At 65.4% G+C, this 23,175-nt stretch carries 16 protein-coding genes; 6 read left to right on the forward strand and 10 right to left on the reverse strand.

Going from position 1 to position 23,175, the window contains the following annotated elements; all coding sequences use genetic code 11:
* The first annotated feature begins 16 nt into the window (after nt 1-16).
* Together ACXJKJ_RS16235 and ACXJKJ_RS16240 are read left to right on the forward strand one after the other, a co-directional pair.
* Nucleotides 17-1,105: a tartrate dehydrogenase gene (locus ACXJKJ_RS16235; protein WP_457390995.1), complete on the forward strand. Its 1,089-nt coding sequence runs from the start codon at nt 17-19 to the stop codon at nt 1,103-1,105.
* A 1-nt stretch (nt 1,106) separates the two neighbouring features.
* Nucleotides 1,107-2,576: an NAD-dependent succinate-semialdehyde dehydrogenase gene (locus tag ACXJKJ_RS16240; protein WP_457390997.1), complete on the forward strand. Its 1,470-nt coding sequence runs from the start codon at nt 1,107-1,109 to the stop codon at nt 2,574-2,576.
* 184 nt (nt 2,577-2,760) lie between these two features.
* On the opposite strand, the gene ACXJKJ_RS16245 is transcribed toward ACXJKJ_RS16240, so the two are convergent.
* The 7 genes from ACXJKJ_RS16245 to ACXJKJ_RS16275 form a co-directional block, all read right to left on the reverse strand.
* Complete coding sequence (locus ACXJKJ_RS16245; protein WP_457390999.1) at nt 2,761-3,675, reverse strand: ThuA domain-containing protein; 915 nt, start codon at nt 3,673-3,675, stop codon at nt 2,761-2,763.
* A gap of 20 nt (nt 3,676-3,695) precedes the next feature.
* Nucleotides 3,696-4,568, reverse strand: coding sequence for an alpha/beta hydrolase family esterase (locus ACXJKJ_RS16250; RefSeq protein ID WP_457391001.1), 873 nt, complete (start codon nt 4,566-4,568; stop codon nt 3,696-3,698).
* Complete coding sequence (locus ACXJKJ_RS16255; protein WP_457391002.1) at nt 4,565-6,139, reverse strand: GH39 family glycosyl hydrolase; 1,575 nt, start codon at nt 6,137-6,139, stop codon at nt 4,565-4,567. Before ACXJKJ_RS16255 ends, ACXJKJ_RS16250 begins: the two co-directional genes overlap by 4 nt.
* 26 nt (nt 6,140-6,165) lie before the next feature.
* Nucleotides 6,166-8,232, reverse strand: coding sequence for a glycoside hydrolase family 2 protein (locus ACXJKJ_RS16260; protein WP_457391003.1), 2,067 nt, complete (start codon nt 8,230-8,232; stop codon nt 6,166-6,168).
* 375 nt (nt 8,233-8,607) lie between these two features.
* Nucleotides 8,608-9,063 carry a hypothetical protein gene (locus ACXJKJ_RS16265; RefSeq protein WP_457353932.1) on the reverse strand — a complete coding sequence of 152 codons (456 nt, stop codon included), beginning with the start codon at nt 9,061-9,063 and terminating at the stop codon, nt 8,608-8,610.
* 15 nt (nt 9,064-9,078) lie between these two features.
* Entirely contained in the window at nt 9,079-10,002 is a 924-nt protein-coding gene (locus tag ACXJKJ_RS16270; protein ID WP_457391005.1) for a hypothetical protein, read from the reverse strand.
* A 207-nt stretch (nt 10,003-10,209) separates the two neighbouring features.
* Nucleotides 10,210-12,891 carry a DUF2235 domain-containing protein gene (locus ACXJKJ_RS16275; protein WP_457391007.1) on the reverse strand — a complete coding sequence of 894 codons (2,682 nt, stop codon included), beginning with the start codon at nt 12,889-12,891 and terminating at the stop codon, nt 10,210-10,212.
* A gap of 571 nt (nt 12,892-13,462) precedes the next feature.
* Here ACXJKJ_RS16275 and ACXJKJ_RS16280 point away from each other — a divergent pair.
* A complete protein-coding gene (locus ACXJKJ_RS16280; protein WP_457391008.1) occupies nt 13,463-15,796 on the forward strand; it encodes a nitric-oxide reductase large subunit in 2,334 nt (777 codons plus the stop codon).
* Between the two features lie 151 nt (nt 15,797-15,947).
* A complete protein-coding gene (locus tag ACXJKJ_RS16285) occupies nt 15,948-16,283 on the forward strand; it encodes an HPF/RaiA family ribosome-associated protein (protein ID WP_056197063.1) in 336 nt (111 codons plus the stop codon).
* 206 nt (nt 16,284-16,489) lie between these two features.
* On the opposite strand, the gene ACXJKJ_RS16290 is transcribed toward ACXJKJ_RS16285, so the two are convergent.
* The 3 genes from ACXJKJ_RS16290 to kaiC are packed head-to-tail and all read right to left on the reverse strand — an operon-like array spanning nt 16,490 to nt 21,019.
* Nucleotides 16,490-18,913, reverse strand: coding sequence for an EAL domain-containing protein (locus ACXJKJ_RS16290; protein WP_457391010.1), 2,424 nt, complete (start codon nt 18,911-18,913; stop codon nt 16,490-16,492).
* Entirely contained in the window at nt 18,900-19,202 is a 303-nt protein-coding gene (locus ACXJKJ_RS16295; protein WP_056197060.1) for a circadian clock KaiB family protein, read from the reverse strand. Before ACXJKJ_RS16295 ends, ACXJKJ_RS16290 begins: the two co-directional genes overlap by 14 nt.
* On the reverse strand, nt 19,199-21,019 hold the full coding sequence (gene kaiC, locus ACXJKJ_RS16300; protein WP_457391012.1) for a circadian clock protein KaiC: 1,821 nt from the start codon (nt 21,017-21,019) through the stop codon (nt 19,199-19,201). The genes ACXJKJ_RS16295 and kaiC overlap by 4 nt, the downstream gene beginning before the upstream one ends.
* A gap of 675 nt (nt 21,020-21,694) precedes the next feature.
* Here kaiC and ACXJKJ_RS16305 point away from each other — a divergent pair.
* Nucleotides 21,695-22,696, forward strand: a complete 1,002-nt coding sequence (locus tag ACXJKJ_RS16305; protein ID WP_457391014.1) for a sigma-54 interaction domain-containing protein — start codon at nt 21,695-21,697, stop codon at nt 22,694-22,696.
* Nucleotides 22,697-22,857: 161 nt separating this feature from the next.
* Nucleotides 22,858-23,169 carry a DUF3467 domain-containing protein gene (locus tag ACXJKJ_RS16310; protein WP_457391015.1) on the forward strand — a complete coding sequence of 104 codons (312 nt, stop codon included), beginning with the start codon at nt 22,858-22,860 and terminating at the stop codon, nt 23,167-23,169.
* The last annotated feature ends 6 nt before the right edge of the window (nt 23,170-23,175 follow it).

Raw genomic sequence — 23,175 nt, forward strand, 5'->3', positions numbered from 1 at the left:
CGACGAAGGAAAACCCATGATGAACACGTTCCGAATCGCCGCCATCGCCGGCGACGGCATCGGCAAGGAAGTGATGCCCGAGGGCCTGCGCGTGCTGAGGGCCGCAGCCGATCGCTTCGGTTTCGCCCTCGAACTGCGCGAGTTCGACTGGGCCAGCTGCGACTGGTACGCGCAGCACGGCCAGATGATGCCGGACGACTGGAAGCAGCAGCTCGCCGGCGTTGACGCCGTCTATTTCGGCGCCGTGGGCTGGCCGGCGACCGTGCCCGACAACGTCTCGCTGTGGGGCTCTCTGCTGAAGTTCCGGCGCGAGTTCGACCAGTACATCAACCTGCGGCCGGTGCGGCTGTTCGAAGGCGCGCCGTGCCCGCTGGCGGGGCGCAAGGTCGGCGACATCGACTACGTCGTCGTGCGCGAGAACACCGAAGGCGAGTACACCAACCTCGGCGGCGTGATGTTCGCCGGCACCGAGCGCGAGATCGTCATCCAGGAGTCGGTGTTCTCGCGCCACGGCGCCGACCGCGTGCTGCGCTACGCCTTCGAGCTGGCGCGCTCGCGCCAGCGCAAATCGCTCACCGTGGCCACCAAGAGCAACGGCATCGCCATCAGCATGCCGTGGTGGGATGCGCGCACCGACGAGATGGCGCGCCAGTACCCGGACGTGCAGGTCGACAAGCAGCACATCGACATCCTTTGCGCCCGCTTCGTGCTGCAGCCGCAGCGCTTCGATGTCGTCGCCGCGACCAATCTGTTCGGCGACATCCTGAGCGACCTCGGCCCGGCGACCACCGGCACCATCGGCCTGGCACCGAGCGCCAACCTCAACCCGGAACGCCAGTTCCCGTCGCTGTTCGAGCCAGTGCACGGGTCGGCGCCCGACATCTATGGCCGCCGCATCGCCAACCCCATCGCCATGATCTGGTCGGGTGCGCTGATGCTCGACTTCCTGACGCAAGGGCAGGGCGCCGGCCGCGCAGCGCACGACGCCATCGTGCGCGCCATCGAGGACGTGATCCTGCGCGGGCCACGCACGCCCGACCTTGGCGGCGACGCCCATACCGAAGACGTCGGCCAGGCAATTGCCAATCGAGTGAAGGAATTCTGAAATGCCGTTGACGATTCAACATGACGACCTGCTGCCCGGCCGCAACTTCATCGCGGGGCAATGGCGCGAGGCGCTGGAGGGCCAACGTTTCGGGGTGACCGACCCGGCGACCGACGCGGTGTTCGCCACCGTGCCGGACAGCGGTGCTCTCGACGCCGCTGCGGCGCTTGAGGCGGCCCACGCGGCGTTTCTGATCTGGCGTGCGATGCCGGCCAAGCAAAGGGCGCAGATCCTCAATCGCTGGAACGCACTGATCCTCGCGCACCAGGATGACCTGGGCCGCCTGATCTCGCGTGAGCAGGGCAAACCGCTGGCCGAGGGGCGAGGGGAGGTCGCCTACGCTTCGAGTTATGTGGAATGGTTCGCTGCCGAAGCCACGCGTGCCAACGGCGACGTGATCCCCGCGTCGGTGCCCGGCCGGCGCATGTTCGCGCTGAAGGAACCGGTCGGCGTGGTGGCCGCGATCACGCCCTGGAATTTCCCCGCGGCGATGATCGCGCGCAAGATCGCCCCCGCGCTGGCCGCCGGTTGCACCGTGGTCTGCAAGCCGGCCGAGGACACGCCGCTGACCTCGCTAGCGCTGGTCAAGCTGGCCGAGGAGGCAGGCGTCCCCGCGGGGGTGCTGAACATCGTGACAGCCTCGCGTGAACGCACGCCCGAGGTCGTCGATGTCTGGCTCGACGACCCGCGCGTGCGCAAGATCACATTCACCGGCTCCACACCAGTGGGCAAGCATCTGGCGCGTCGCGCCGCCGACACGCTCAAACGGCTGTCGCTGGAACTGGGTGGCAACGCGCCTTTCATCGTCTTCGAGGACGCCGACCTCGATGCCGCCGTCGAGGGCCTGATGGTGGCCAAGTTCCGCAACGGCGGGCAGACCTGCGTGAGCCCGAACCGGGTGTTCGTGCAATCGCCCGTGCACGACGCCTTCGTCGAGAAGCTGGCCGCTCGCATCTCGGCGCTCAAGGTCGGCCCGGCCAGCGACCCGGCCTCACAGATCGGGCCGATGATCAACGCGAGGGCCGTCGACAAGATCGAGCGCCATGTGCAAGACGCCGTCGCGCGCGGCGCGGCCACGCTGGTCGGCGGCGCGCGGCTGCCGGCCCTCGGGCCGAACTACTTCGCGCCGACGCTGCTGGTCGGCGCTGACGGCGGCATGGCCTGCGCCTGCGAGGAAACCTTCGGGCCGCTGGTGGCCATCACGCGCTTCGAGACCGAAGCCGATGTGATCCGCGCGGCGAACGACACACCCTTCGGTCTGGCGGGCTATTTCTATGCCACCGACGTGCGGCGCATCTGGCGCATGGCGGAGGCCCTGCAGACCGGCCTGGTGGGCGTCAACGAAGGCGCGCTAGCTGCCGAGGCGGCACCGTTCGGCGGCGTCAAGGAGTCAGGCTATGGGCGCGAGGGCTCGGTGCACGGCCTGGACGACTACATGCACCTGAAATACGTGTGCCAGGGGCAGCTTTGAGGTCATACCTTTTCTGCAAGGCCGCCTTTCAAATGCTGTGTCCGGTGACGCCGGCACTGGCCGCAAAGATCAACGTGGTGCGTCTTTGCTCGAACGCCGCAGGAAGGTTTGCCAAACGCCGGTGTTCGACGATGAACTCGACGGCTTTGCCGACGCGGACGTAGTCCAGGACGGGTACCCGCCGTCAGGGTCGCAGCGAGATGGTGTCCGTTCCAGGGAAGTCGGCCGGCAGCCGGGCCTCGGGATCGCGCCCCGCCAGCCATTTCAATGCACGCGGCATGACGGTCTGGAAGGCGGCGCAGCGCATGCCCGGCGATGCGCCCTGGCTGAACCAGACATGCCCGTAGGCGGACACGAAGACGCGGCCCCGGCCGTACCTCACGGTCCATTCGACGGGGAACTGCCGGCCGTCCACGCCGTCGTGTGCATAGGCGATCACGTCGACGTTGCGGGCCGGGCCGCGGGCGTAGCGGTAGACCTCCATGTCGGCGGCCCGCCAGCTGCGCGGCAGGCCGGCATGGATGGGATGCTGGCCGCGTTGGTGCACGAGCGTGTCGGTGCGATCGCCGTGCCAGGTGTCGTCGCCGTCACCGGCCGGTACGGTCTGCAGTGTCTCGTCCTCGCGCACCAGCAGCGCCGAGCCGAAGTGCTTGTCGCGCCAGCCCAGGCCGATCATCTCGTTGTACTGGGGCCACTCGGCGAAGGCATTGTTCGCCTCGTGGTAGACGTAGAAGCCACCACCGCCGCGCACGAAGGCCTCGAAGGCGCGCTGCACTTCGGCCGGCCAGCCCGGCTTGCCGCCGAGGTTGTTGTAGCCCGACAGCACCACGTCGTAGTGCGTGAAGTCGGGCCGCCAGCGCGCCCAGGCTGCGGGGTCGCTTGCATCCGGTGGCGTGATGGAGACGTTCACCTCGAACGAGCCGTCGCGGGCGAGGATCTCGCGCACCAGTGCCAGCCGGCGTGGCCAGTCGTGGTTGCTGATGCCCTCGATGATGAGCACCCGGATGCGCGGGGCTTCGGCGGCGCGCGTCAGCAGTGGCAGGCCGGCCGCTGCCAAGGCCAGTGCGGTGAACAGGAAGGTCCTGCGGTCACGTCCCATGGATGCACCCGATGGCCGCGCTAGAAGCGGTCGAAGAAGGCCTTGGTCTCGGCTGCCGAGAAGCCGGGCGGCCAATGCCCGCCGGCCGCGTGGCCGCACCAGACGACCGGCTTGCCCGCGCTGCAGCCCTGGTACTCCACGCAGCCGTTGGTGCCGATGGGCTTGGTGGTGGCGCTACAGCTGTTGCGGGCCAGGAAGGTGTTGCGGGCATCCTCGCCGGCGGAGTAGGGCACGACGTTGTCGTCCATGGCGTGGTCGAAGATCGCTGCGACGCGATGCGCCGAGCTGCCGCATCCACTCCACAGCGAGCCGGACAGCGGGGCGATGGCTCGCACCACGTCACCCATCTGGCAGCCGATGGCGTTGGACATCATGCCGCCGAAGCTGAAGCCGGTGGCGAACACCCGTTGCGGGTCGGTGCACACGCCTTGCTGGACCTGGCTGATCATGCTGCGCATGAAGCGGATGTCGCGGTCGCCGTCGTTGGCCCAGCCGGCATCCAGGCCTTGCGGGGCGATGAAGATGGCGTTGTCGCCGTACAGAGGCTTCAGTCCGAAGAAACCGCCCCAGGTATAGACATCGTTGGCGCTGCCGCCGCGCCAGTGCAGGCCGATGACGACGGGATAGGTCTTGTTGCGGTCGTAGCCGGCCGGCATCTCGATCCAGTAGCTGCGCTGGACGTTGTCCGACGTGATCGACTGGAGGCCGGTGCTGAACTTGGCCGTGATGCCGCAGCCGGCGCTGCCGGTGGCGACTGGTGCCGGGGGTGGTGGCGTGGGCGTTGGCGTCGAGGAACTCTCGGACGCCGAGCCACCGCCGCAGGCGGCGAGCGCGCAGAGGAGCAGTAAGGCGCCCAGCACTCGCCGCGCCACCGTCGAATGCAGCCGTCTCATGGCTTGACGGGCTCCACCGTCACCAGCGCGATGTCGTTGCTGCGCATGGTCAGCTTCCACTGCAGCTTGCCGTCCTTGCCGACCTTGACGATGCGGTCCGCCTCGGGCTGGTCCTCGGTGAGGCTTTGCAGCTGGGCCAACTGTTCGGCGCTCAGGTCCTTGGGCGCTCCCATTTCGAGGTAGGCGGTGTAGGCGTCATTGACCTTGTGGCCGGTGCGGCGCACCAGCACGCGGTAGTTGCCGGCGCTGACGTTGCGCAGGTTCAGCGTGACGGCGGGTGCCGGACCGTTGGGCACCGGCTTGCCGAAGAAGACGCCGTTGCTGTTCTTCTTCTGGTCGGGATGCTGCCAGTCCCAGACCACCACGGCGGCCTTGCCGCCATCCACGGCAGCCAGCACCTTGTCGTCCTTGCTGGGCACCTCCTTGCCGCGCAAGGCGTTGAGGTATTTGTAGGCGAACCACGCCGGCTTGCGCACGCCGTCGCGCGTCATCAGGCCGAAGCCGCCATGGAAGGCGCGGTCCGGCGGGCCCGGCTCCTCGAACAGGTCGCTGTAGGTCCAGTAGCTCATCGCCTGCGCGTAGCCGCGCGCGCCGCGCAGCTTGGTCAGGATCCACGGTGCGCTGATGTAGCTGTCATGCACCTTGTCGCGCGGGTTGTAGCTGGTGCTCCACTCCGTGATGTACAGCGGGATGCCGGGGAAAGCCGAGGCCTCGATCTCGCTGCGGTTGCGGCGCACGTCGCCAATGATGGAGTTGGCGTCGGGGGCCAGGATGCGGTCGGACTGGCCGTATTCGTCGAGGAAGCCCTCGGTCACGCCGTAGGTGTGGGTGGTGACGAAGTCCACCGGCACGCCTTGCTGCTTGGCATAGGCCAGCAGCTCCGGCACCCAGGCCGCGCCGGCAGTGGACGGGCCACCCACCTTCAGCGCCGGATCGACCTTCTTGAGGGTACGCGCCGTGTTGGCGTAGAGCTCGAAGTAGGCCTTCTGGTCGGCCTTCTCCCAGAAGCCGTCCAGGTTGGGTTCGTTCCAGACCTCGAACGGCCACTTGCGCACTTCTTCGGCGCCGTAGCGCTGGATCAGRTGGCGCGCGAATGCRTCGATCAGCTCGGCCCAGGGCCCCGGCTGCGGGTGCGAGGTGTTGCCCTTCCAATGGAAGATGGTGAGATTAGAGGTCGTCATCACCTTGGGCGAGAAGCCCAGTTCGATGAAAGGCTTGATGCCGCGCGCCAGCAGGGCGTCGTACAGGCGGTCGATGCCGGTCCAGTCAAACACCAGCTTGTCGCCTTCCTTCTTCACGGTGCCGTAGACGTCGTGGAAGACGTCGTGGAAGCGCACGGAGCGAAAGCCCAGTTCGTCGACGGCGGTCTTCAGCTGTGCGAGGTTCTCCGGGCGACCCGTGGTGCCGACATAGTCGGAGCCGACCGCCAGATCGAAGAAGCGATCGACTGGCGCCTTCGCGGCAGCGATGTCGAGGTCGACCTTGCGTTCGGCCGGGCCGGCGGCGCCCGCCTGGGCGCACAGGCTCAGCGCCAGCACGGCGGCAGAGAGGGAAGTCAGGCGTTTGATCATGAGGGTGGGGCGGCGCGGGATGGCGTTCAAGGTTGGATGTCCCATTCGATGCTGTCGGTGGCGCCGCGCTCATCGCGCACGCGCAGGGTGGTGCGGCCCGGCGCCAATGGCACCGCGGGCCAGGCGGCGATGCGGTCGACGACGGGCACGGTGCCCATCGGCTTGCCATTGACTTCCAGGCTGGCCTGGCGGCCGTTGCTGTAGGCCTTCACGGCCACGGTGCCCGCGGGCCGCGGGCTGGCTCGGCGGTTGGCCAGATGCAGCACGGGCTCCCGCTGCCACCAGGCCTGCCAGAGCAGGAAGGCGTCCTTGCGGAAGCGCCGGTCGTAGGTGACGAGGCCCTTGTCGTTGACGCCGGGGGCGTCGCCTTCGTTGCGGCCTGCCGAGGCATGGTCAAAGCCCAGCCAGACGAAATGACCCCACAGGAAGGGGCGCGCCGAGAGCTGGCGGGCATAGGCCTCGTGGAAGAGGGCCTGGTACTGCTCGGGGTGCCAGCGCGCGCCCGGCTGCGGCCTTTTCGGCGGGTCTTCCTGCTGCAGCACGCTGGCGCCGGCGCCGTATTCGCCCAGGCCGATGGGCTTGGTCGGCAGCTTCTCGTGCAGGCGATCCGCCCAGGGGCCGATGTCGGTGAACTCGCCGTCGTACCAACCCCAATAGCGGTTGTAGGAGGCCAGGTCGGTCTGCAGCGCCATGGGATGGTCGTCCGGCGCGCAGCAGTGCGCATAGGTCGTCAGGCGTGCCGGGTCTTCCTGCTTGGCCAGGCGGTGCAGCTCGCCGAGCAGGTTGCGGATGGCGTCGTCAGAACGGTAGACCTCGTTGCCCACGCCCCAGACGGCCACCGACGCGTGGTGGCGGTTCTGGCGCACCAGCTCGCGCAGCTGCTGGAACAGGTTGTCGCGGAAGGCCGGCGCCTCGCTCATCGCCGCGTTGAGCGGGATCTCGGTCCACAGCACCAGGCCGAGTTCGTCGGCGCGTTCGTAGACGCGCGGTGGGTGCTGGTAGTGCACCAGCCGCAGCCCGGTGACGCCGAGCTCCATCAGGATGCGCAGGTCCTCGTCGACCTCGGCATCGCCCACCGCCACGCCGTGGCCGGGGCGGCCGGGGTGGAAGTAGTTGACGCCATGCAGCGGGTAGGGCTTGCCGTTGAGCAGGAAGCCGCGCTGCGGGTCGACGGCGACCTGGCGCAGGCCCAGCGGCAGCTGCACGGCGTCGCGCACAGTGGTCCCCTGGAGCAGTTCGGCGCTCAGACGGTAGAGGTAAGGGTCGAACACGCCTTGCCACAGGTGCGGCTTGGCTACGTTCAGCTGCACGCTTGCGGCGTCGGCTGCGCCGGCCGGCAGCTCCACTGCCTGGCTCTGCTGCAGCACGGTGCGGCCCGCGGYGTCGCGCAGTGTCAGGCGCAGCAGGCGCCGGGCGGGCAGGGCGGCGTCGTTGCGCAGCTGCACCCGCACCTTCAGCTGTGCGGCCGCGGAGGTCAGGGCCTCGGTGTCGACCTGGACGCCAGGGCCGCCATGGTCGAGCAGCTCGATGTGAGCGTCGTCGGTTTCAATGAGGCGCACCGGCCGTACCAGGCCGCCGAAGACGGTGAAGTCGCCGCCCAGCGGCGCCACCTGCGGCAGCGCGCCGTTGTCTACGCGCACGGCAAGCAGGTTGCGGCCGGGGCGGAGCAGGTTCGTGATGTCGAAGCGAAAGCGCGCATAGCCGCCGTCGTGGCGGCCGGCGCGCTGGCCATTGACCCAGACCTCGGCGGCCATCGTGGCGGCGTCAAACTCCAGGAACTGGCGCCGGCCCGCGGCTGCGGCCGGGCGCTCCAGGACGCGCCGGTACCAGGCGGCGCCGCGGTAGTAGGCGCCGCCCGCTTCGCCGTCGACGGCATTGAAGCTGTGCGGCAAGACGACCCGCGCCCAGGTGGAATCATCCAGCTCGGCCGCCGCCTTGGCGTCTCCAGCCTGGAAGCGCCAAGGCCCATCAAGCAGAAGCTGTTGACGCTGCGCCATCACGGGCATGGCTGTCAACATCACCGCCAAGGCCAGTGACAACTGCTGCATTGCCCGCCCCAACAGGGCGTGCCGAATTCTTCGAGACTTCGTCATGAGGTTCTCTGCAAGGGCCGGTCGGGCTGACCCTGGAAGCGCACCTTTGCTGACGCGTGGAAGAAGTTGGTCATCAACGAGGACATAAGTTTTTGATGGGAGCATCAGGAGCATGAACACAACAGCAAGTACCGGAAGTGTAGGAACCCAATTCGAAAGCGCTCTATCGCAACACCGCGTCAACCACCTGGTTTGGCGACAATGTGCATTATGTAAAATCAATGGCGTGCGGCGCCCATGGGGAACTTCAGCTTGCCAAATAGCAGCGCCAAGCACTGCGGCCCAAGTGCTCGCAGCAATGGCTTCATCCTGCGCTACCTCCCACAAAGGCGCCAAGAAATCGACGCACTCGGTCCCTCGCAGCGACTACTCCACTTATTTAAGCGCTTCCTTCAAGGTCTCCGCACCTTCCACGATCGTCTTGCCGTTGCCCGTCAGCACCGCTGCAGCGAAGTCGATGACGGCGCCAATCTTGGCGAGCTTGGCCTTGACGCTCTTGACCTTGGCAATCACCTGCTGTGCCGCGTCGACCGCCGACTTGATGTGCTCAGCTGAAATCTTCGCTTCACCTGCTTGCAAGAGGATGCTCAAGCCGGTGAGAGCGGTAGCTTTCGCTGCAAGGCGGTCTTGTGTCGCCAGGACGGCGTCGATGACCTCCTGCGCGGTCGCCTTCTTCAAATCCTCATTGAGCGCATCAAGCTGGTCGTTCAGGAACGTTCTCAACGAGGCCAGCGAGGCTTCGTCAAGCTGATCCCCGACCTGGGCTACCGCGATGAGTTGCTTCTCAGGCCCGGAAGTGCCTGTGGATTCATTGTTCGCTTCGGTGCTCATGCTCTGTTCCTGTGCTTAAAAGCCCGCCTCGATGGCATCCCGAGCCTCAAGTGTCTTGGTCCGGAAGTCGTCCAACTGGTTCAGCAGCGCACGCGGGTCCGACTTGAGCGCCTCTTGCTGAAACACCGGCACAGAGACAATCCAGGCGTCGATGGCGGCGACGATCTTGGTGGGCACATCGCCGGCTTTGCCCGCCTTGGCCAGGCGGGAGTCGATCGCCTTCGAAGTCACCCCGATCTGCCGGCGCAGTTCCGCTGTTCGGATGGGCTCCGCTACGGCCATGGGTTTCCCCATGCCCACACTGATCTCGCTGCCCCGCGTCACGCGCGCGGTCGTGGTCAGCCAGCCGTCGTAGTTGGACTGCTGGGCCTCGTCGACAAAAAAGCTTCGCAAGACGCGCGCGTTGGCCACGAGGTCCGGCCCTGCGGCCACCAGCCGCCGGATGCCGTCCTCTCGCTCGGCCTTCACAAGGACATCAGCGAGCAGCGACAACACGCTGGCGACAGCGGTGACCTTCTTTGGATTGACGATCGAAGCGCCGTCCTTGTCCTTGAGTGCGCTCAACTTCTTGGCCGTTCCCTGAATGGAACTGCGAACCTCGAACTGCTTGTCGTCAACCATCGCTAGYAGGGTCTTGGCGTAGAGCTCCAAGGTGTCGACAGTGACCTCCTGGAACGCAATGGTGGCGTCACCCGTCAACCCACAGCTCTTCTTGAGCGCCTTGGCACCTTCTACATCGCCCGTTGGCGTTGATTCCGACAGCAAGACGCGCACGTCCGCCGCGTCATTGCACAGCTTGGCGACCTGCTGAATCTCCTGTCGAACGGCACCCGTCATCTTCGTGGTCTCACCGGCGAAGTTGGTGATCGCCTTGTAGTTGGCGCAGCCTGCCAACGCCAGGACGGCCAAGGCCGCAATCGCACGCAATGGCACGCTCATGTCTCACTCCCCTTTGAGCCTGTAGGCCTGTGAATGATCGGCGGCGCTGGGGGAAGGCTCATCCCAAAAGTTAATGAGGCCGCCAACAAATTCCCCCGAGGCAAACTCATGCACCAGAAGGCGGCAAGCTCGACGCGCCGCAACAGGTGAATGGACGCCGCTGCACGTCGGAGCGCGATGCCGGCACGCGGTCCGGGCATCGCACGCTCAATGCCTGCGCGGACAGTTTTCGCCAGCCGGCGCCGGCGGGGTGGCCTCGGCGGTGCTCGCGGCCGAGGCGGGCGGCGAAGGCCCCACGGTCACGGCCGCCGAGCCGCAGTTGTTGCTGTAGAACCAGCTGGCAATATAGGGGACCGGCACGATGGCGTCGCTGAGGTACAGGAACAGCTCACCGTCGCGCGACGCCGTGAACGTCAGCTTCGCCTTGCCAGAGCCCTTTTCAATAGGCTGCATCTTCAAGACCGGCTCGACGTTGCCGCGCTGGCCGATGCGAATCATGGGAACAAAGTAGTCGACATCCCATGAGCGCTTGATGAGCGCAAAGAGGTTGTGCGGCCAGCCCCGTGCCTTCAGCCCCGCCACGCTGGCCTCAACGTCCTTGTCGTACCAAGGCGGGCTGGCGCCGGTGTCCAGCTCGATTTCATACGACTGGTCCGCCTTGACGGAAAGGCCCGTGGCCCAGCAGACCTCGCTCGTGTCGAAACGCGCCTTAGGAGCAAGGGGACTGTCGCCGACGTCCCGTAAAGATTTTGAAGGCGTGCAGAACGCTCCCGCCGAGTCCGCGCTGCGCGCGACGAAGTGGCTGACGCCGCCCACGATCAGGTACAGCAGCGCCAACGCAAAGATCAGCGGCACGATGCCCCGGGAAATCAGCCAGGCCGCGCCAATCAGGAACGGGTTGTTGCGCAACACCCGGGCCACCTTCAGCGTGGGCGTGCTGGGCACGTGGCCGTCGATGACCTTCTCGATCCGCTGCTGGACGCGCACCCGCCAGAGCAGGACCGCCAGCAGGGCTACAACCAGCAGCTTCAGAACCGGGCTGACATCGGCCCATGTTTGCCACTTGGTGTATGCAAGGACCACCACCACCACGACGCCCAGGAGCGCCGCCGCCTTGAGGGTGGAGTTCTTCGCCGAGTCGCGGACCCAGGTCACGTAGTCCTCGCGCCGGTCAGCATGCCAGGCAAACCAGGCACGGTCATGAACGCGCTGCCGAAGGAAGTTGCTGACCTGGAACAGGCCCCCCACCATCGCGATGACGACCAGCATCCCGAACGGCTGCTCGCAGAAGGCCTCGACCCAGCCTCTGGCCCAATTGGGCGCCAGCTCGCGCAACTGCGGCCTCCAGGGCTCGACGATGCCCTTCAAGGTCTCGTTGATCCCGTCCGATGTAGCCTCCGCGCGGCCGCCCAGCTGTTCGTTGGCCCGGCCAAGCGTTTCAAACATCGCTGCGGCGAATTTCTTGGCGTCCAACGGATAAATCACCAACGCCAACGTCGCGAACAAAAACGCGAAATACGCGACCCGGCGCAACCAGACGGTGTCGCGGATCTGTTCCACCATGCCTTGCAAGGGCGCGCCGATCTTTTCGATGGCCACCCTGACCTTCTCGGTCCTTGATGCCGCCACGCTGGCCTGCGCCGTCGTGGACTTGGACAGCTTCATGCCCCGGTCCTCGAACCCCACCATGGGCAGCAGCGAGCCGTCCGGCGCCAGCACATCAAACTCGGCGGGCAGCGCGATCGGCGCATAGGCATCCGAGCCGTAGGCGATGCKCGCGATAACGCTGCCATGCACGATGGCGCGGATGGGCTGGCCCGTGGTCTTGTCCATGCCCATGTCCACGCGCCGCGGCGCGTAGCGGTAGTACGAGCCTGCGCCCGCGCGGGCGTCGTACAGCCGGGCAAAGGGCGACTTTTCCTGGGCCACCTCCTGCACGGTTCGCGCGTCCAGCCGCAGGCCTGCATCACTGGCCTGGCTGATCATCCAGTCCAGCGTCACCAGCGATTGCTGGTCCTCCGGGTAGCCGCCACCCACGTTGGAGTGGGCGCCGGAGAACCACACCTGCGTCAACCGGTCCGGCGGCACCTTGTTCGCGGCGACCAGCGCAGCCTCGTGAGCCTCATCGAAGAGGATGGGATGGAAGGTCTGGCGCTCGTCATCCAGCGACAGCGCATGGCAGGCGCGCTGGACTTGCACGCTCAAGTGATGGTCCTTTGACACCATGGGCCAGATCAGCAGCGAGATTCCCCACTTGAGCTCGTCCACTGGCATCCCATACGCCGCCACGGTGTCCCACAGGCCAAGGAAGCGGATAGGGACCTTGCGCCGCTCCGGCGGCAAGTCCTGAATGTGGCGCCTGCCGGCGAGCGTCGAGGGCAGCAGCAGCAGGTCGCGCAGCCGGCGGCCCAGCCAGACGATGGGGCTCCAGGACGGATAGGTCTCGTTGCGGTAGCGGCGGTACGCCGCCAGCGCGTGCGCATGCAGTTCAGACTCGGACCGCCCCTGCACCAGGCCCTGGCTCTCGATCAGTGCGACCACCACGCGAATGGTGTATGCGCCCCGGCTGAACCCGAAGCCGTAGATCTCGTCGCCCGGCTCCCAGACCCGGYAGACGAACTTGTAGAGGTCGATGACGTTGCGCTTGAGGCCGTAGCCGAACGCGCCGCCCAGGGCGGCCAGGTATTTGTTGGACGACGTGCCCACGCCGTCGTCATAGTGCGCAAGCTGGTCGGGCTCGGTCTGGTCCAGTGCCTGGAAGATGCGCCAGACATTGGTCTTTTCCGCCTTGGCGGAACTGTTGCCCGTTCCGTCCGAGCACAACACGAGTCTCTTTGGCATGTCCCCTCCCACTCCCAACAATGAATCGACGCCGGCGGCGCCACACACTGGCCTTTCAGGCCGCTGCGGCTAATTCGGCCACGCCTGCACGCGTGAGTCGCCGTTCTGCACGTGATAGTCGAACGCGAGTGCCACGCCCAGCTCCGAGACCAGCTGGGCTTCTTGGCCGTGGCCGCGGCCGGCACGAAGGAGGCGTCATAGGCGCGGTGCATCCGTAGCCGCTTCACGACAGGCGCTTCACCCAGCTGGGCGAAAGCATCTTTCCATTCGAGCGGTACGGAGGCCTTGTCCGGGCCGGAGCTGATACTGTGGGAGTCCAATCGCAAGGCCAACACCGAGCGCCGATTTCAGCGCTCGGAACTCCAAATTGCCCACGGCGCGATCTCCCAGTATTGCGTTCATGGCACTCCCCTCCCCTGGGCCTGATTTCATTCGGCCTCTCTCAGGAAGGCATCCCCAACACTGTGGAAGGGCTGGCGCGCTCCCACTACTAAACGGTGATGGGCACTCGCTGGCCCAAGCCAGCCGCGTAAAACGGCCGCGTGCGTCTGCTGGCGCACATACACCAGGCTGAGGGGCGTGCACGATGCCCGGCAATGTCCGCCCGCTGGGAACCATCATGAATGAAGCTGCGCTGCCTCTGACCGACGAGGACGACGGCCCCTTGTCGCCATGGTGGGTCCGCACCGTGTTGATCGTGATGGCGCTCGGCTTTGCCGGCCTCATCGCAGTCACGTTGCTCGCCTACCGCAATGCACCGCCCATCCCCGCGCAGGCGACGGACCTTGCAGGCTCGCTGCAATTCAGCGGCGACGACATCGCAGAAGGCCAGGCCGTGTTCCTGAAATACGGGCTGATGGCCAACGGCAGCATCTGGGGCCACGGCGCCTACCTTGGGCCAGATTACGCGGCCGCGGCCTTGCACCGAATGGGCGAAGTCACGGCCCAGTCCATCGCGCTGGCGCGTCACCAGCAACCCTTTTCGGATCTGACGCCGTCTCAGCAGGCGGCGGTGCGCGCCGAGGCGGCGGTCGAGCTGAAGACCAACCGCTACGACCCCGACACCGGGGTGTTACGGCTGACCGCCTCGCAAGCGGCGGCTCATCGAGAGCTGATCGAGCACTGGACCCGCTACTTTCACGACCCGGCGCTCAATGGGGGGCTCTCGGCCGACCTGATCACGGACCGCGCGGAGCTGAGGCAGTTCACAGCCTTCGTCAGCTGGGCCGCGTGGGCTTCCGTCGCCGTGCGGCCGGGCGAAAGCTATTCCTATACCAACAACTTTCCCTACGACTCGAACGTTGGCAACCGGCCGATCGCCGGAGCCCTGTTCTGGAGCGCCCTGAGCCTCGTGGTGCTGTTGGCCGGGATCGCCGTGGTGCTGCTGGCCTTCGGCAAGTTCGACTACCTCGGCTGGGTCACCCGGGGCCACAAGGTCAGGCCGCAGCTGCTGCCGGGCCAGTCCAGCGACGGGCAGAAAGCGTTGGTCAAGTTCTTCGTGGTGGTCGCCGTACTCTTGCTGGGGCAGACGCTGGTCGGCGGCGGTGTCGCACACTACCGCGCCGACCCGGGCAGCTTCTACGGCTTCGACCTCGAACGCATCTTTCCCAGCAATCTGCTGCGAACCTGGCACCTGCAGCTGGCGATCTTCTGGATCGCGACCGCCTATGTCGCTGCGGCGCTGTTTCTCGGGCGTTCACTGCGCAAAGACGAACCGCGCTGGCTCGCACCGTTGACGCACGTGCTCTTCGCTGCGTTCGCCCTGGTGATTGGCGGCAGCCTGCTCGGGGAATGGCTGGGAATCTCGCAGGTGCTTGGCGATTGGTGGTTCTGGCTCGGCAACCAGGGCTGGGAATACCTCGAACTCGGCAGAGTGTGGCAATACCTTCTGGTGGCCGGCCTCTTCGCGTGGTTCGCACTGCTATGGACCCTGGTGCGCCCCCACGCGCTCGCAAACCCCACGGTGCGGCCCATCGTCAGGATGTTCCTGGTCGCCGCCATCGCGATTCCGCTGTTCTACATTCCGGCGCTGTTCATTGGTGCCAAGGCCAACTACACGGTGGTCGACACCTGGCGCTTCTGGATCATCCATCTGTGGGTCGAAGGCTTCTTCGAGTTCTTCGCCACGACCGTGGTGGCGCTCACGTTCTTCCAGCTCGGCCTGGCTCGCCGCAATGTGGCCTTGCGCGTGATCTATCTCGACGCGATCCTGTATTTTCTCGGTGGCCTGATGGGCACCGGCCATCACTGGTACTTCACCGGCCAGAGCAACTTCAACATGGCCTTGTCGGCCTTGTTCTCCGCCCTCGAGGTGGTTCCGTTGACCTTGCTGACACTCGACGCATGGGACTTCGTGCGCACCACGCGCGGCGTACGCGACGCCACGGGCAAAGCCATCGAGATCCCGCACAAGTGGGCCTTCTATTTCCTGATGGCGGTCGGCTTCTGGAACTTCGTCGGTGCGGGGATGCTCGGCTTCCTGATCAACCTGCCGATCGTCAGCTACTACGAAGTCGGCACGCTGCTGACGCCCGCCCACGGGCACTCGGCCATGATGGGTGTCTTCGGCATGCTGGGGATCGCGCTGATGGTCTTCGTGCTGCGCCAGACCAGCGATGACGCACGTTGGCCTGCGATCGAAAGGTATGTCCGGGTCGCGTTCTGGGGCACCAACGGCGGCTTGGCTCTGATGGTGGGCCTGAGCCTGTTCCCGGCGGGGCTGCTGCAGCTGTGGGACGTCCTGCACAACGGCTACTGGCATGCCCGCAGCCTGGACTACATCGCCAGCGAACGTTCGCAGCTGCTCGAATGGATGCGCATGCCGGGCGACGTGGTGTTCATCGTGTTCGGGGCCGTGCCGCTGGTGATCGCGTCGGTCAAGGCGTACCTTGGCGTGCGGGAGGGCGCCAAGTCGATACGCCCATTGCTCGTCCCCGTGAAGCTGCCGGTGTAGTGCTTGTGATCGCGCCCGCCCTGCCCGCTGCAGGCATGACGGGCACGGTACGCGACCGTGCGACAGCGCACGGACCCGGACGATCGCACCGCACAAACTAGGGCTGACAGCTCCGGCCGCACAAACGCTTCGCACGACTTTGAAGGACCCCATGCAGATCTTGCTCCACACTGACCCCAACACCGACGGCAGCGCGGCGATGACCGACCATCTCGACGCGGTCGTCAATGCCGCACTCGGGCGCTTTGGCGAACGCGTCACGCGCGTCGAAGTTCATCTGTCCGACGCGAACAGCCGGGCCAAGTCTGGAACCGACGACATTCATTGCATGCTCGATGCACGGCTCAGCGGCGAAGAGGCCATCGTCGTGAACGACAGCGCCGCCAACGCGCACCAGGCCATCGCCGGGGCGGTGCACAAGCTCAAACGCGCAGTCGGTGCTGCGATTGCCAAGCATCATCCACGGCATCAACCCGTGCACCCCTGACGGCCTTCGCTTCGTCGCTGCCGGCGGCGAAGCGCCGACGCGGCGTCACGGACCTGCTCCTGATGCGTGGCGCAGAAAAGGCTGTCCTTCATATCAGCGAGCGAAGCGTCGGGCCGTGGCGCTGTGGGCACAGCGGCGACGCAGCGGGCTTTGATCATGTCGCTCACCCGAAATGCAACCATCATGACGAGTCTGAAGTGCCGGATTCATGCATCGAGCCGATCTGCGCCGCCCGCTGGCGGATCAAGATAGAGCGCCTCGAAGGCATCGCAGGGCAGTGGCCGGCTGAACAGATAACCCTGCATCTCATTGCAGACCAGCTCCTGCAACAGGCGCCGCTGCGCCTCGGTCTCCACGCCTTCGGCCACCACGTTGAGCTTCAGAGAGTGCGCGAGCGTGATGATGGTCGAGACCAGTGCCAGGCCTTCCGAGCTGGTGGTCATGTCGACAACGAAGGAACGGTCGATCTTGAGTGTGTCGACCGGCAATTTGGACAGATAGCTCAGCGACGAAAATCCGGTACCGAAGTCGTCGATGGCGACGCGAACGCCCATCGCGCGGATCGCGCGCAGGCTGCTGATGCTATGCAGCACGTCCTCCATGATCAGGCTTTCTGTGATCTCCAACTCCAGGCCGGCCGCTGCCTGCGGGTCGATGCTGATGGCTTGCTCAACCTCGGCGATGAAGTCGCGATTGCGCAGCTGCAGCGGCGACACATTGACAGCTATACGCACGGCTGAAAAGCCGTCGCGGCGCCAGCGCAGATAGTCGCTGACTGCACTGCGCAGGGCCCAGCGCCCAACCTCGTAGATCAGACCGGTCTCTTCGAGGATCGGAATGAACTGGGTCGGCGGTACCAGACCCGTGCGTGGGTCATTCCAGCGTATCAAGGCCTCGGCGCCAGTCAGCAAGCCGCTGCGCAGATCGACCTTGGGTTGGTAGTGGAGTACGAATTCCTCGTTCTCCAGCGCCTGTCGCAGCTGGTTCTCCAGTGCCAGCTTGCTGGCTACCGAGGCGGTCATCTGCGGCGTATAGAACAGGTAGCGGTCACCGCTGGATTTGGCCTTTTTCAAGGCCGCCTCGGCGTTCTTGAACAAGCTCTCGGCGCTGGCGCCGTCGTCCGGGAACACCGCGACACCCACCTTGACGGAGATGCGGAACACCGCCTCATTGAGCGGGAAGGAATGGTTCAAGAACGCCATCAAAGTCTGCTCCAGCAGCTGCCGTATGCCGCTCTGGTGCTTGACACGCGGCAGCACCGCGGCGAAGCGGTCCGAACCAATGCGTGCCACCAGACCAGCGTCGCCCATTTGCTGAACCAGCCACGCGGCGACCTGACGCAACAGTTCGTCGCCGGTTACCTGGCCCAGGCTGTCGTTGATGTTCTTGAAGCGTTCGAGATCGAGCAGAAACACGGCCATGGGACGGCTGCCGGCGACGGCGTCAAGCAGGTGCCGCGTCACCCGATCAAGGAACAGCGTGCGGTTCGCCAATCCGGTCAGCACGTCGAAATAGGCGAGGTACTCGAGCCGCTCCAGTTTCTCGATATGGTCGAGCGCGAAGGAGATATCGCCGGCCAGCTCCTGCAATAGCTGCATTTCCTGCGCATCGAATATGCCGGCCTCGCCCGAAAACAGCGCCATGACTGCCCATGGCTGCCCGTGCAGCGTCAAAGGGAAATAGCCAAACGATCGGTAGCCCCCGCCCCGCAGCTCGGCGCGGAATGGCGCCATCGCCAGGTCGCTCTCGATATCGTTGCAGATCACTGGCTGCGATGACCGAAGCGCTCGGCAGGCCGGCCGGTCGCTGCTCGGTGCGTCTACGCGGGCACTCGGCGGGATAGGGTTGACATTGCCCGGCTCGCTGCCGTGCGAGGCGACTGCCTTGCATTCCAGGGTCAAGGGATCCATGACACCGATCCAGGCCATCTTGAAGGCGCCGAGGTCGACTGCCAGCCGGCTGGCCTCGCGGAACAACTCGTCGTAGCCGCGCGCGCGCACTATCAGCGCATTGATGCCACTCAACATCGCATAGACGCGGTTCAGGCGCCCGATCCTGTTTTCGCCGATCTTCTGCTCCGTGATGTTGAGGTGCATGACCACCACGCCATTCGGGCGCTGCTGGGCCAACGGCGTCACTGTCAGCAAAAACCACCTTTGCTCGGTCGTCGAGTCACAGGGGTACTCGATCGAAAAGCTCTTCGCTCCTTCCATCAGCACCGCACGTATGCCCGCTGAGACGATGGGCCCCTCGCTCCCTCCGTCGCCTATCGCGTCATCGCACACCTTCAGGTAATTGACACCGACCGCATAACGTGGCCCCTGCAGCGCGTTCGCGGTGGCGAAGCAGCGCCACGCCTCATTCACCGCAACGATGGATCCCTGTGCATCGAGAACGGCGATATGGGCGGGCAGCGCATCGAGAATCGCGGCCTGCTTCACCGCCTCGTTGTGGCGTGAGTGCTCCTGGGAGCGGCGCAGCAGGGAGGTCCGACCAAGTTGGTCAGTCACGGTGTCCACCTCGCCCCCGGTCAGTTCCTCCAGCCTTTGTTCGATCGCATGGAAAGATTCGATCAGCCTGGCGATCTCCTCGCTGACATCGTCAGCCGGCGGTAGCTCATTCGGCTTCACGGCTGCCGCCTTCCGGCAACCCCAGGGCCTGCAGCAAAGGCTGGGCTTGGCTGAGCGTGCCGACGATGCGGCGGGTCGGTGAAGGCGAGAGCTTGAACAGCGTCGGTGTCATCAATACGCCTGCCGCCATCGCCAGCTTGGGCTCTCGGAACACGTCGACCACCTCGATCTCATGCCGCTTCGGCAGATGGACGCGACATAGGGCTGACAGATTGTCGAGTGCCTGCGCCGAATTCAGCGCATCGCCGGCAACGTAGAGCCGGAACTTGAACAAGCTGCGGCGGTTCATAGAGTGCTCGCTTTCGTGACAGCCTTGGCTGCCGGTTTTGCAGCATCGGCACCGCGCAGTTCGCGCATGCGGGTATGGCCGCGTGACAGTTCGCGCTCGCTGCTTTCAGTGGCACTGGCCAGCAAGGCCTTTTCGACCTGCTTTGCAACCAGCTCGGTCTGCAGTGATTTCACTCGCACCTCTAGCTCGGCCTCTTCGGCATCGAGCCTGACGCGCTTGAGTTTGCGGGCAACCTCGGCGGCGTCGGTCGACGAACGCTCGGCGCGTTCCTTTTCCCAGCGCAGCGTGCCCATCAGGACTTCACCACCGGCGGTATAGGTGTCGGTCAAGGTCACGCCCGAGTCGCTGAGGATCAGTTCGCGCACCTGGTTCGAATGCGCCGTGCCGCGTGATTTGATGATGGACAGGCCACGATTGCGCTCGCCCGCCTGCACCAGGTAGTCGAGATGGATCCAGGTGTCCGCCACCGCCGAGATCTGCAGCGGTGAACCGCCCTCGGCCAGGCTGGACATCTCGCCCAGCAAACGGGTGCAGATCAAGGTGATGCCTTCAGATTTCGACCAATCGATCAACCGTTCGGCCACGCTGTGGGCGGTCAGGTAGTTGCCCGATTCCGACCATGTGGAGACCGGATCGATGACCAGGCAGCGAGCCTTGTGTTCGGCCGTCAGCGTCTTGATGCGCATCAGATAGGTCTCCGCGCTGCCAGCGATGGAGCGGGCCGAGACCATGCGCAGCAGACCGCTTTTCTTGTATCGGTCGAGGCGGATGCCCACCGATGCCAAGTTGCGCGCCACCTCGGAGCCATCCGAATCGAAGCTGACGAACAATGTGCGTTCGCCGCGCCCGCAGGCAGCCTCGGCGAATGCGCCGCTCAGCGTCGTCTTTGCGGTGCCCGAGAAGCCGGTGATCAGCACGCTGGCGCCACGGTAGTAGCCGCCGCCCAGCATCGTGTCCAGACGCGCGACGCCGCTGGATACGCGCTCGCTGCTGACTTTCACGTCACCGCGATCCTGCGCCCGCGCGACGGCGACCTCGAAGCCGCCATTGCCGATCACGAACGGCGACTCGTCCTCGTCGAAGCGCGAGCCGCGGTACTTCTGCACCCGCAGATTTCGCTGCGACACACCTTGAACGACATCGTGATTGAGGATCACCGCGCAGTCGACCATGAACTGCATCAGGCCGAACGGTTGTGGGCCGCTCGAGTTGCTGTGGCTGCTGTCATCCCCGCCGGCTTTGGCGGTGATCAGGCCAGTCAACTGGCGTGCCAGCAGCCATTCATGCAGCCGGTAGATCTCGCGCCGCTTGGCCGCCGCGTCCGGTAGCAAGGCCAGCACGATGTCGAGGGCGTCGAAGACGATGCGACGCGCCTTCATTTCGTCGGCCTTGGCCCCAAGAACCGCCAGCATCCCGCTCAGGTCGAAGTCGCCGGACTGCACCAGATCGGGCAGCGGCTGGGCGTTCATGAAGAACAGCTGCTTGCGCTGCAGCTCAGGCAGATTCCAGCCGAAGCTGCCCGCATTGGTGACGATGCGCTCGATGTGCTCCTCGAACGCGACAAAGATTCCAGGCTCCTTGCAGGCCTGCGCACCGTGTGCAAGGAATTGCAGCGCGAAAATCGTTTTGCCTGAGCCAGGCCCGCCGACCAGCAAGGTTGTGCGACCGATCGGCAATCCGCCGCCGGTGATGTCATCGAAGCCACCCACGCCGGTCGATGCCTTGCCCGGTGCGGCCTCCGTTCGCGCGACTCTCACAGGGCCTTCCGCATCAAGATCTGACGCGCATGGCACCGCGCGCGCTGAATGAAGGACCATGCGGCATGGTCAGCCAGATGGGCGCAAAAGATTCTTGCTGACATAGTCTCTCCCTGTCGATTTGAACGGGATGGAGTCAGCCGAAGCAGCACTGCGCGAGCAATCCATGACATCCTGTTCGTTCAGGGCATGACATCGGCTCCCGTTGGGATGCCAGTCTGTTCGGTTTGTTCGTTAGCCTCCGTGCGACAACACACATAAGGAAATGGCGACATTTGCGCCTCTCGGCAGGTAGTTGCCCCCTTCATCGGCTGCTGAGCATGCCCACCGAGCTTGGGTGCACACTCCTCATCGCCCCATCGCCACAAATATGTCTCATACCCATTGAGGATCTCTACGGCAGACATCCCACGATGAGAGATTGCGAATCCGCGCCTCAGCGCGGACTATGAAGCTCCTGATCAATCAAACGGTGTTGAACGCCCTGCTCCGGCCGAGTCGGTATTTGTTGTCGCCACGCGGCGTCAAGAAACACCCTCTCCTCCTTCAGAAGTCATTGATTCCAAAACGAAACTTTTGACGACTGGGACAGGCAGATGTTTCGGACAGCTTTTCCGCGCGGTTGAGGATGACCTTGCTGGGTTGAGGCCGTACAACCTGCTTCGCTGCATCAAGCCCGGATCTGCAAGCCAACGCAGCATCGCAAGGCGGCGGGCAGCATAGGAAGGCGCAACCATGACTCCAGCAAGCGTGCCAAAGCAGTTGCCTGCTCGGGTGTCGGAAAACCGCCGGCCGGTGCAGCAACCGAAGGACGCCTTGGCCAGCATCGTCGGCCCCAGCGCCTCGCTCAGCGCATTGCGCATGCGGCTCCCGATGCTGGCGCGGTCCCAATGCAGCGTGCTGGTCACCGGCGAAACGGGTACAGGCAAGGACTGCGTGGCCCGCGCTCTGCACGAACTCGGCGACAGGCGCGCGGGGCCCATGGTCAGCATCAATTGCGCGGCGCTGCCGGACACGCTGCTCGACAGCGAACTCTTCGGCTATGAGCGCGGCGCCTTCACCGGCGCCCATGCGGCTTATCCCGGCAAGATTTCGCTGGCCAGCGGCGGCACGCTGTTCCTCGACGAGATCGGCGACATGCCGCTGCATGCCCAGGCCAAGCTGCTGCGCGTGCTCGAGACGCGCGAGGTGTTCCCCATCGGCGCGCTGCGCAGCCGCCATGTGGACGTGCGCATCGTCGCGGCGACGCATTGCGCGCTGGAACAGGCCGTGCGCAGGGGCTCATTCCGGGCGGACCTGTTCTACCGGCTCAACGTGGCCCGCATCGAGTTGCTGCCACTGAGGCAGCGCCCCGAAGATGTGGCGCCCTTGTTCGAGCACTTCGCGGGTCAACTGGATGACGGCGGCAGCGCAGGCCCGGTGCGCGTGACGGCTTCGGCCATGCTGCTGATGCAGCAGCACGGCTGGCCGGGCAATGCCCGCGAACTGCGCAACCTGGTCGAGGCCGCCGGGCTGGTGTTCGACGGCCGGCCGCTGGAGCCCGATGAACTGCCACTGTCCGGCGCGGCGTCGTTGGTCAACGATGAATCGAGCCGCGTGATCGAAGCCCTCGAGCGTTGCGAATGGAACCGCACCCGAGCCGCCGAGATGTTGCACTGGTCCCGCATGACCCTGTATCGCAAGATGAAGCAGTTCCACATCGCGCCGGAGCCGGTCCGCAATGCACGTGCGCCGTAACACGCCGCTGTGACACCGCAAGTGCTTGATCCGCTGAGGTTTTCGTAGCGCAACGTCACATCGCTCATGTGACATCGTTCACGACCGAACACGCAACTCCTTGATTCATAAGGGGCGGCGGCCACCGCCGAGCATGGCACGCCACTTGCGCAATACAGCGCATGAAGTCGCCAACCGACGTTCGACGTGACTGGGCCGCCGAGGGTTGCCCGGTCGCCGCCTCATCGGCCGGCTATCACTACGCCAACCAGTTCGAGGTCGGCTTCAGTCGCAGCGAAGTGCTGCTGCGCATGGCCCAGGCCTACGAGGGCGAAGCGCTGACGCATGGGATGCCCACCCGCGTGGTGATGACGCCGTCCTATGCCATGGCCCTGCTGCAGTTGCTGTCAGAAGCGATGCAGCGCTACGAGGCGGAGTACGGCCCGGTCATCCCGGCCGGTGCTGGCGTCCTGCCTCAGGACTCCACCTACTGACGGGCC

The organism is Roseateles sp. P5_E1, assembly GCF_054049335.1.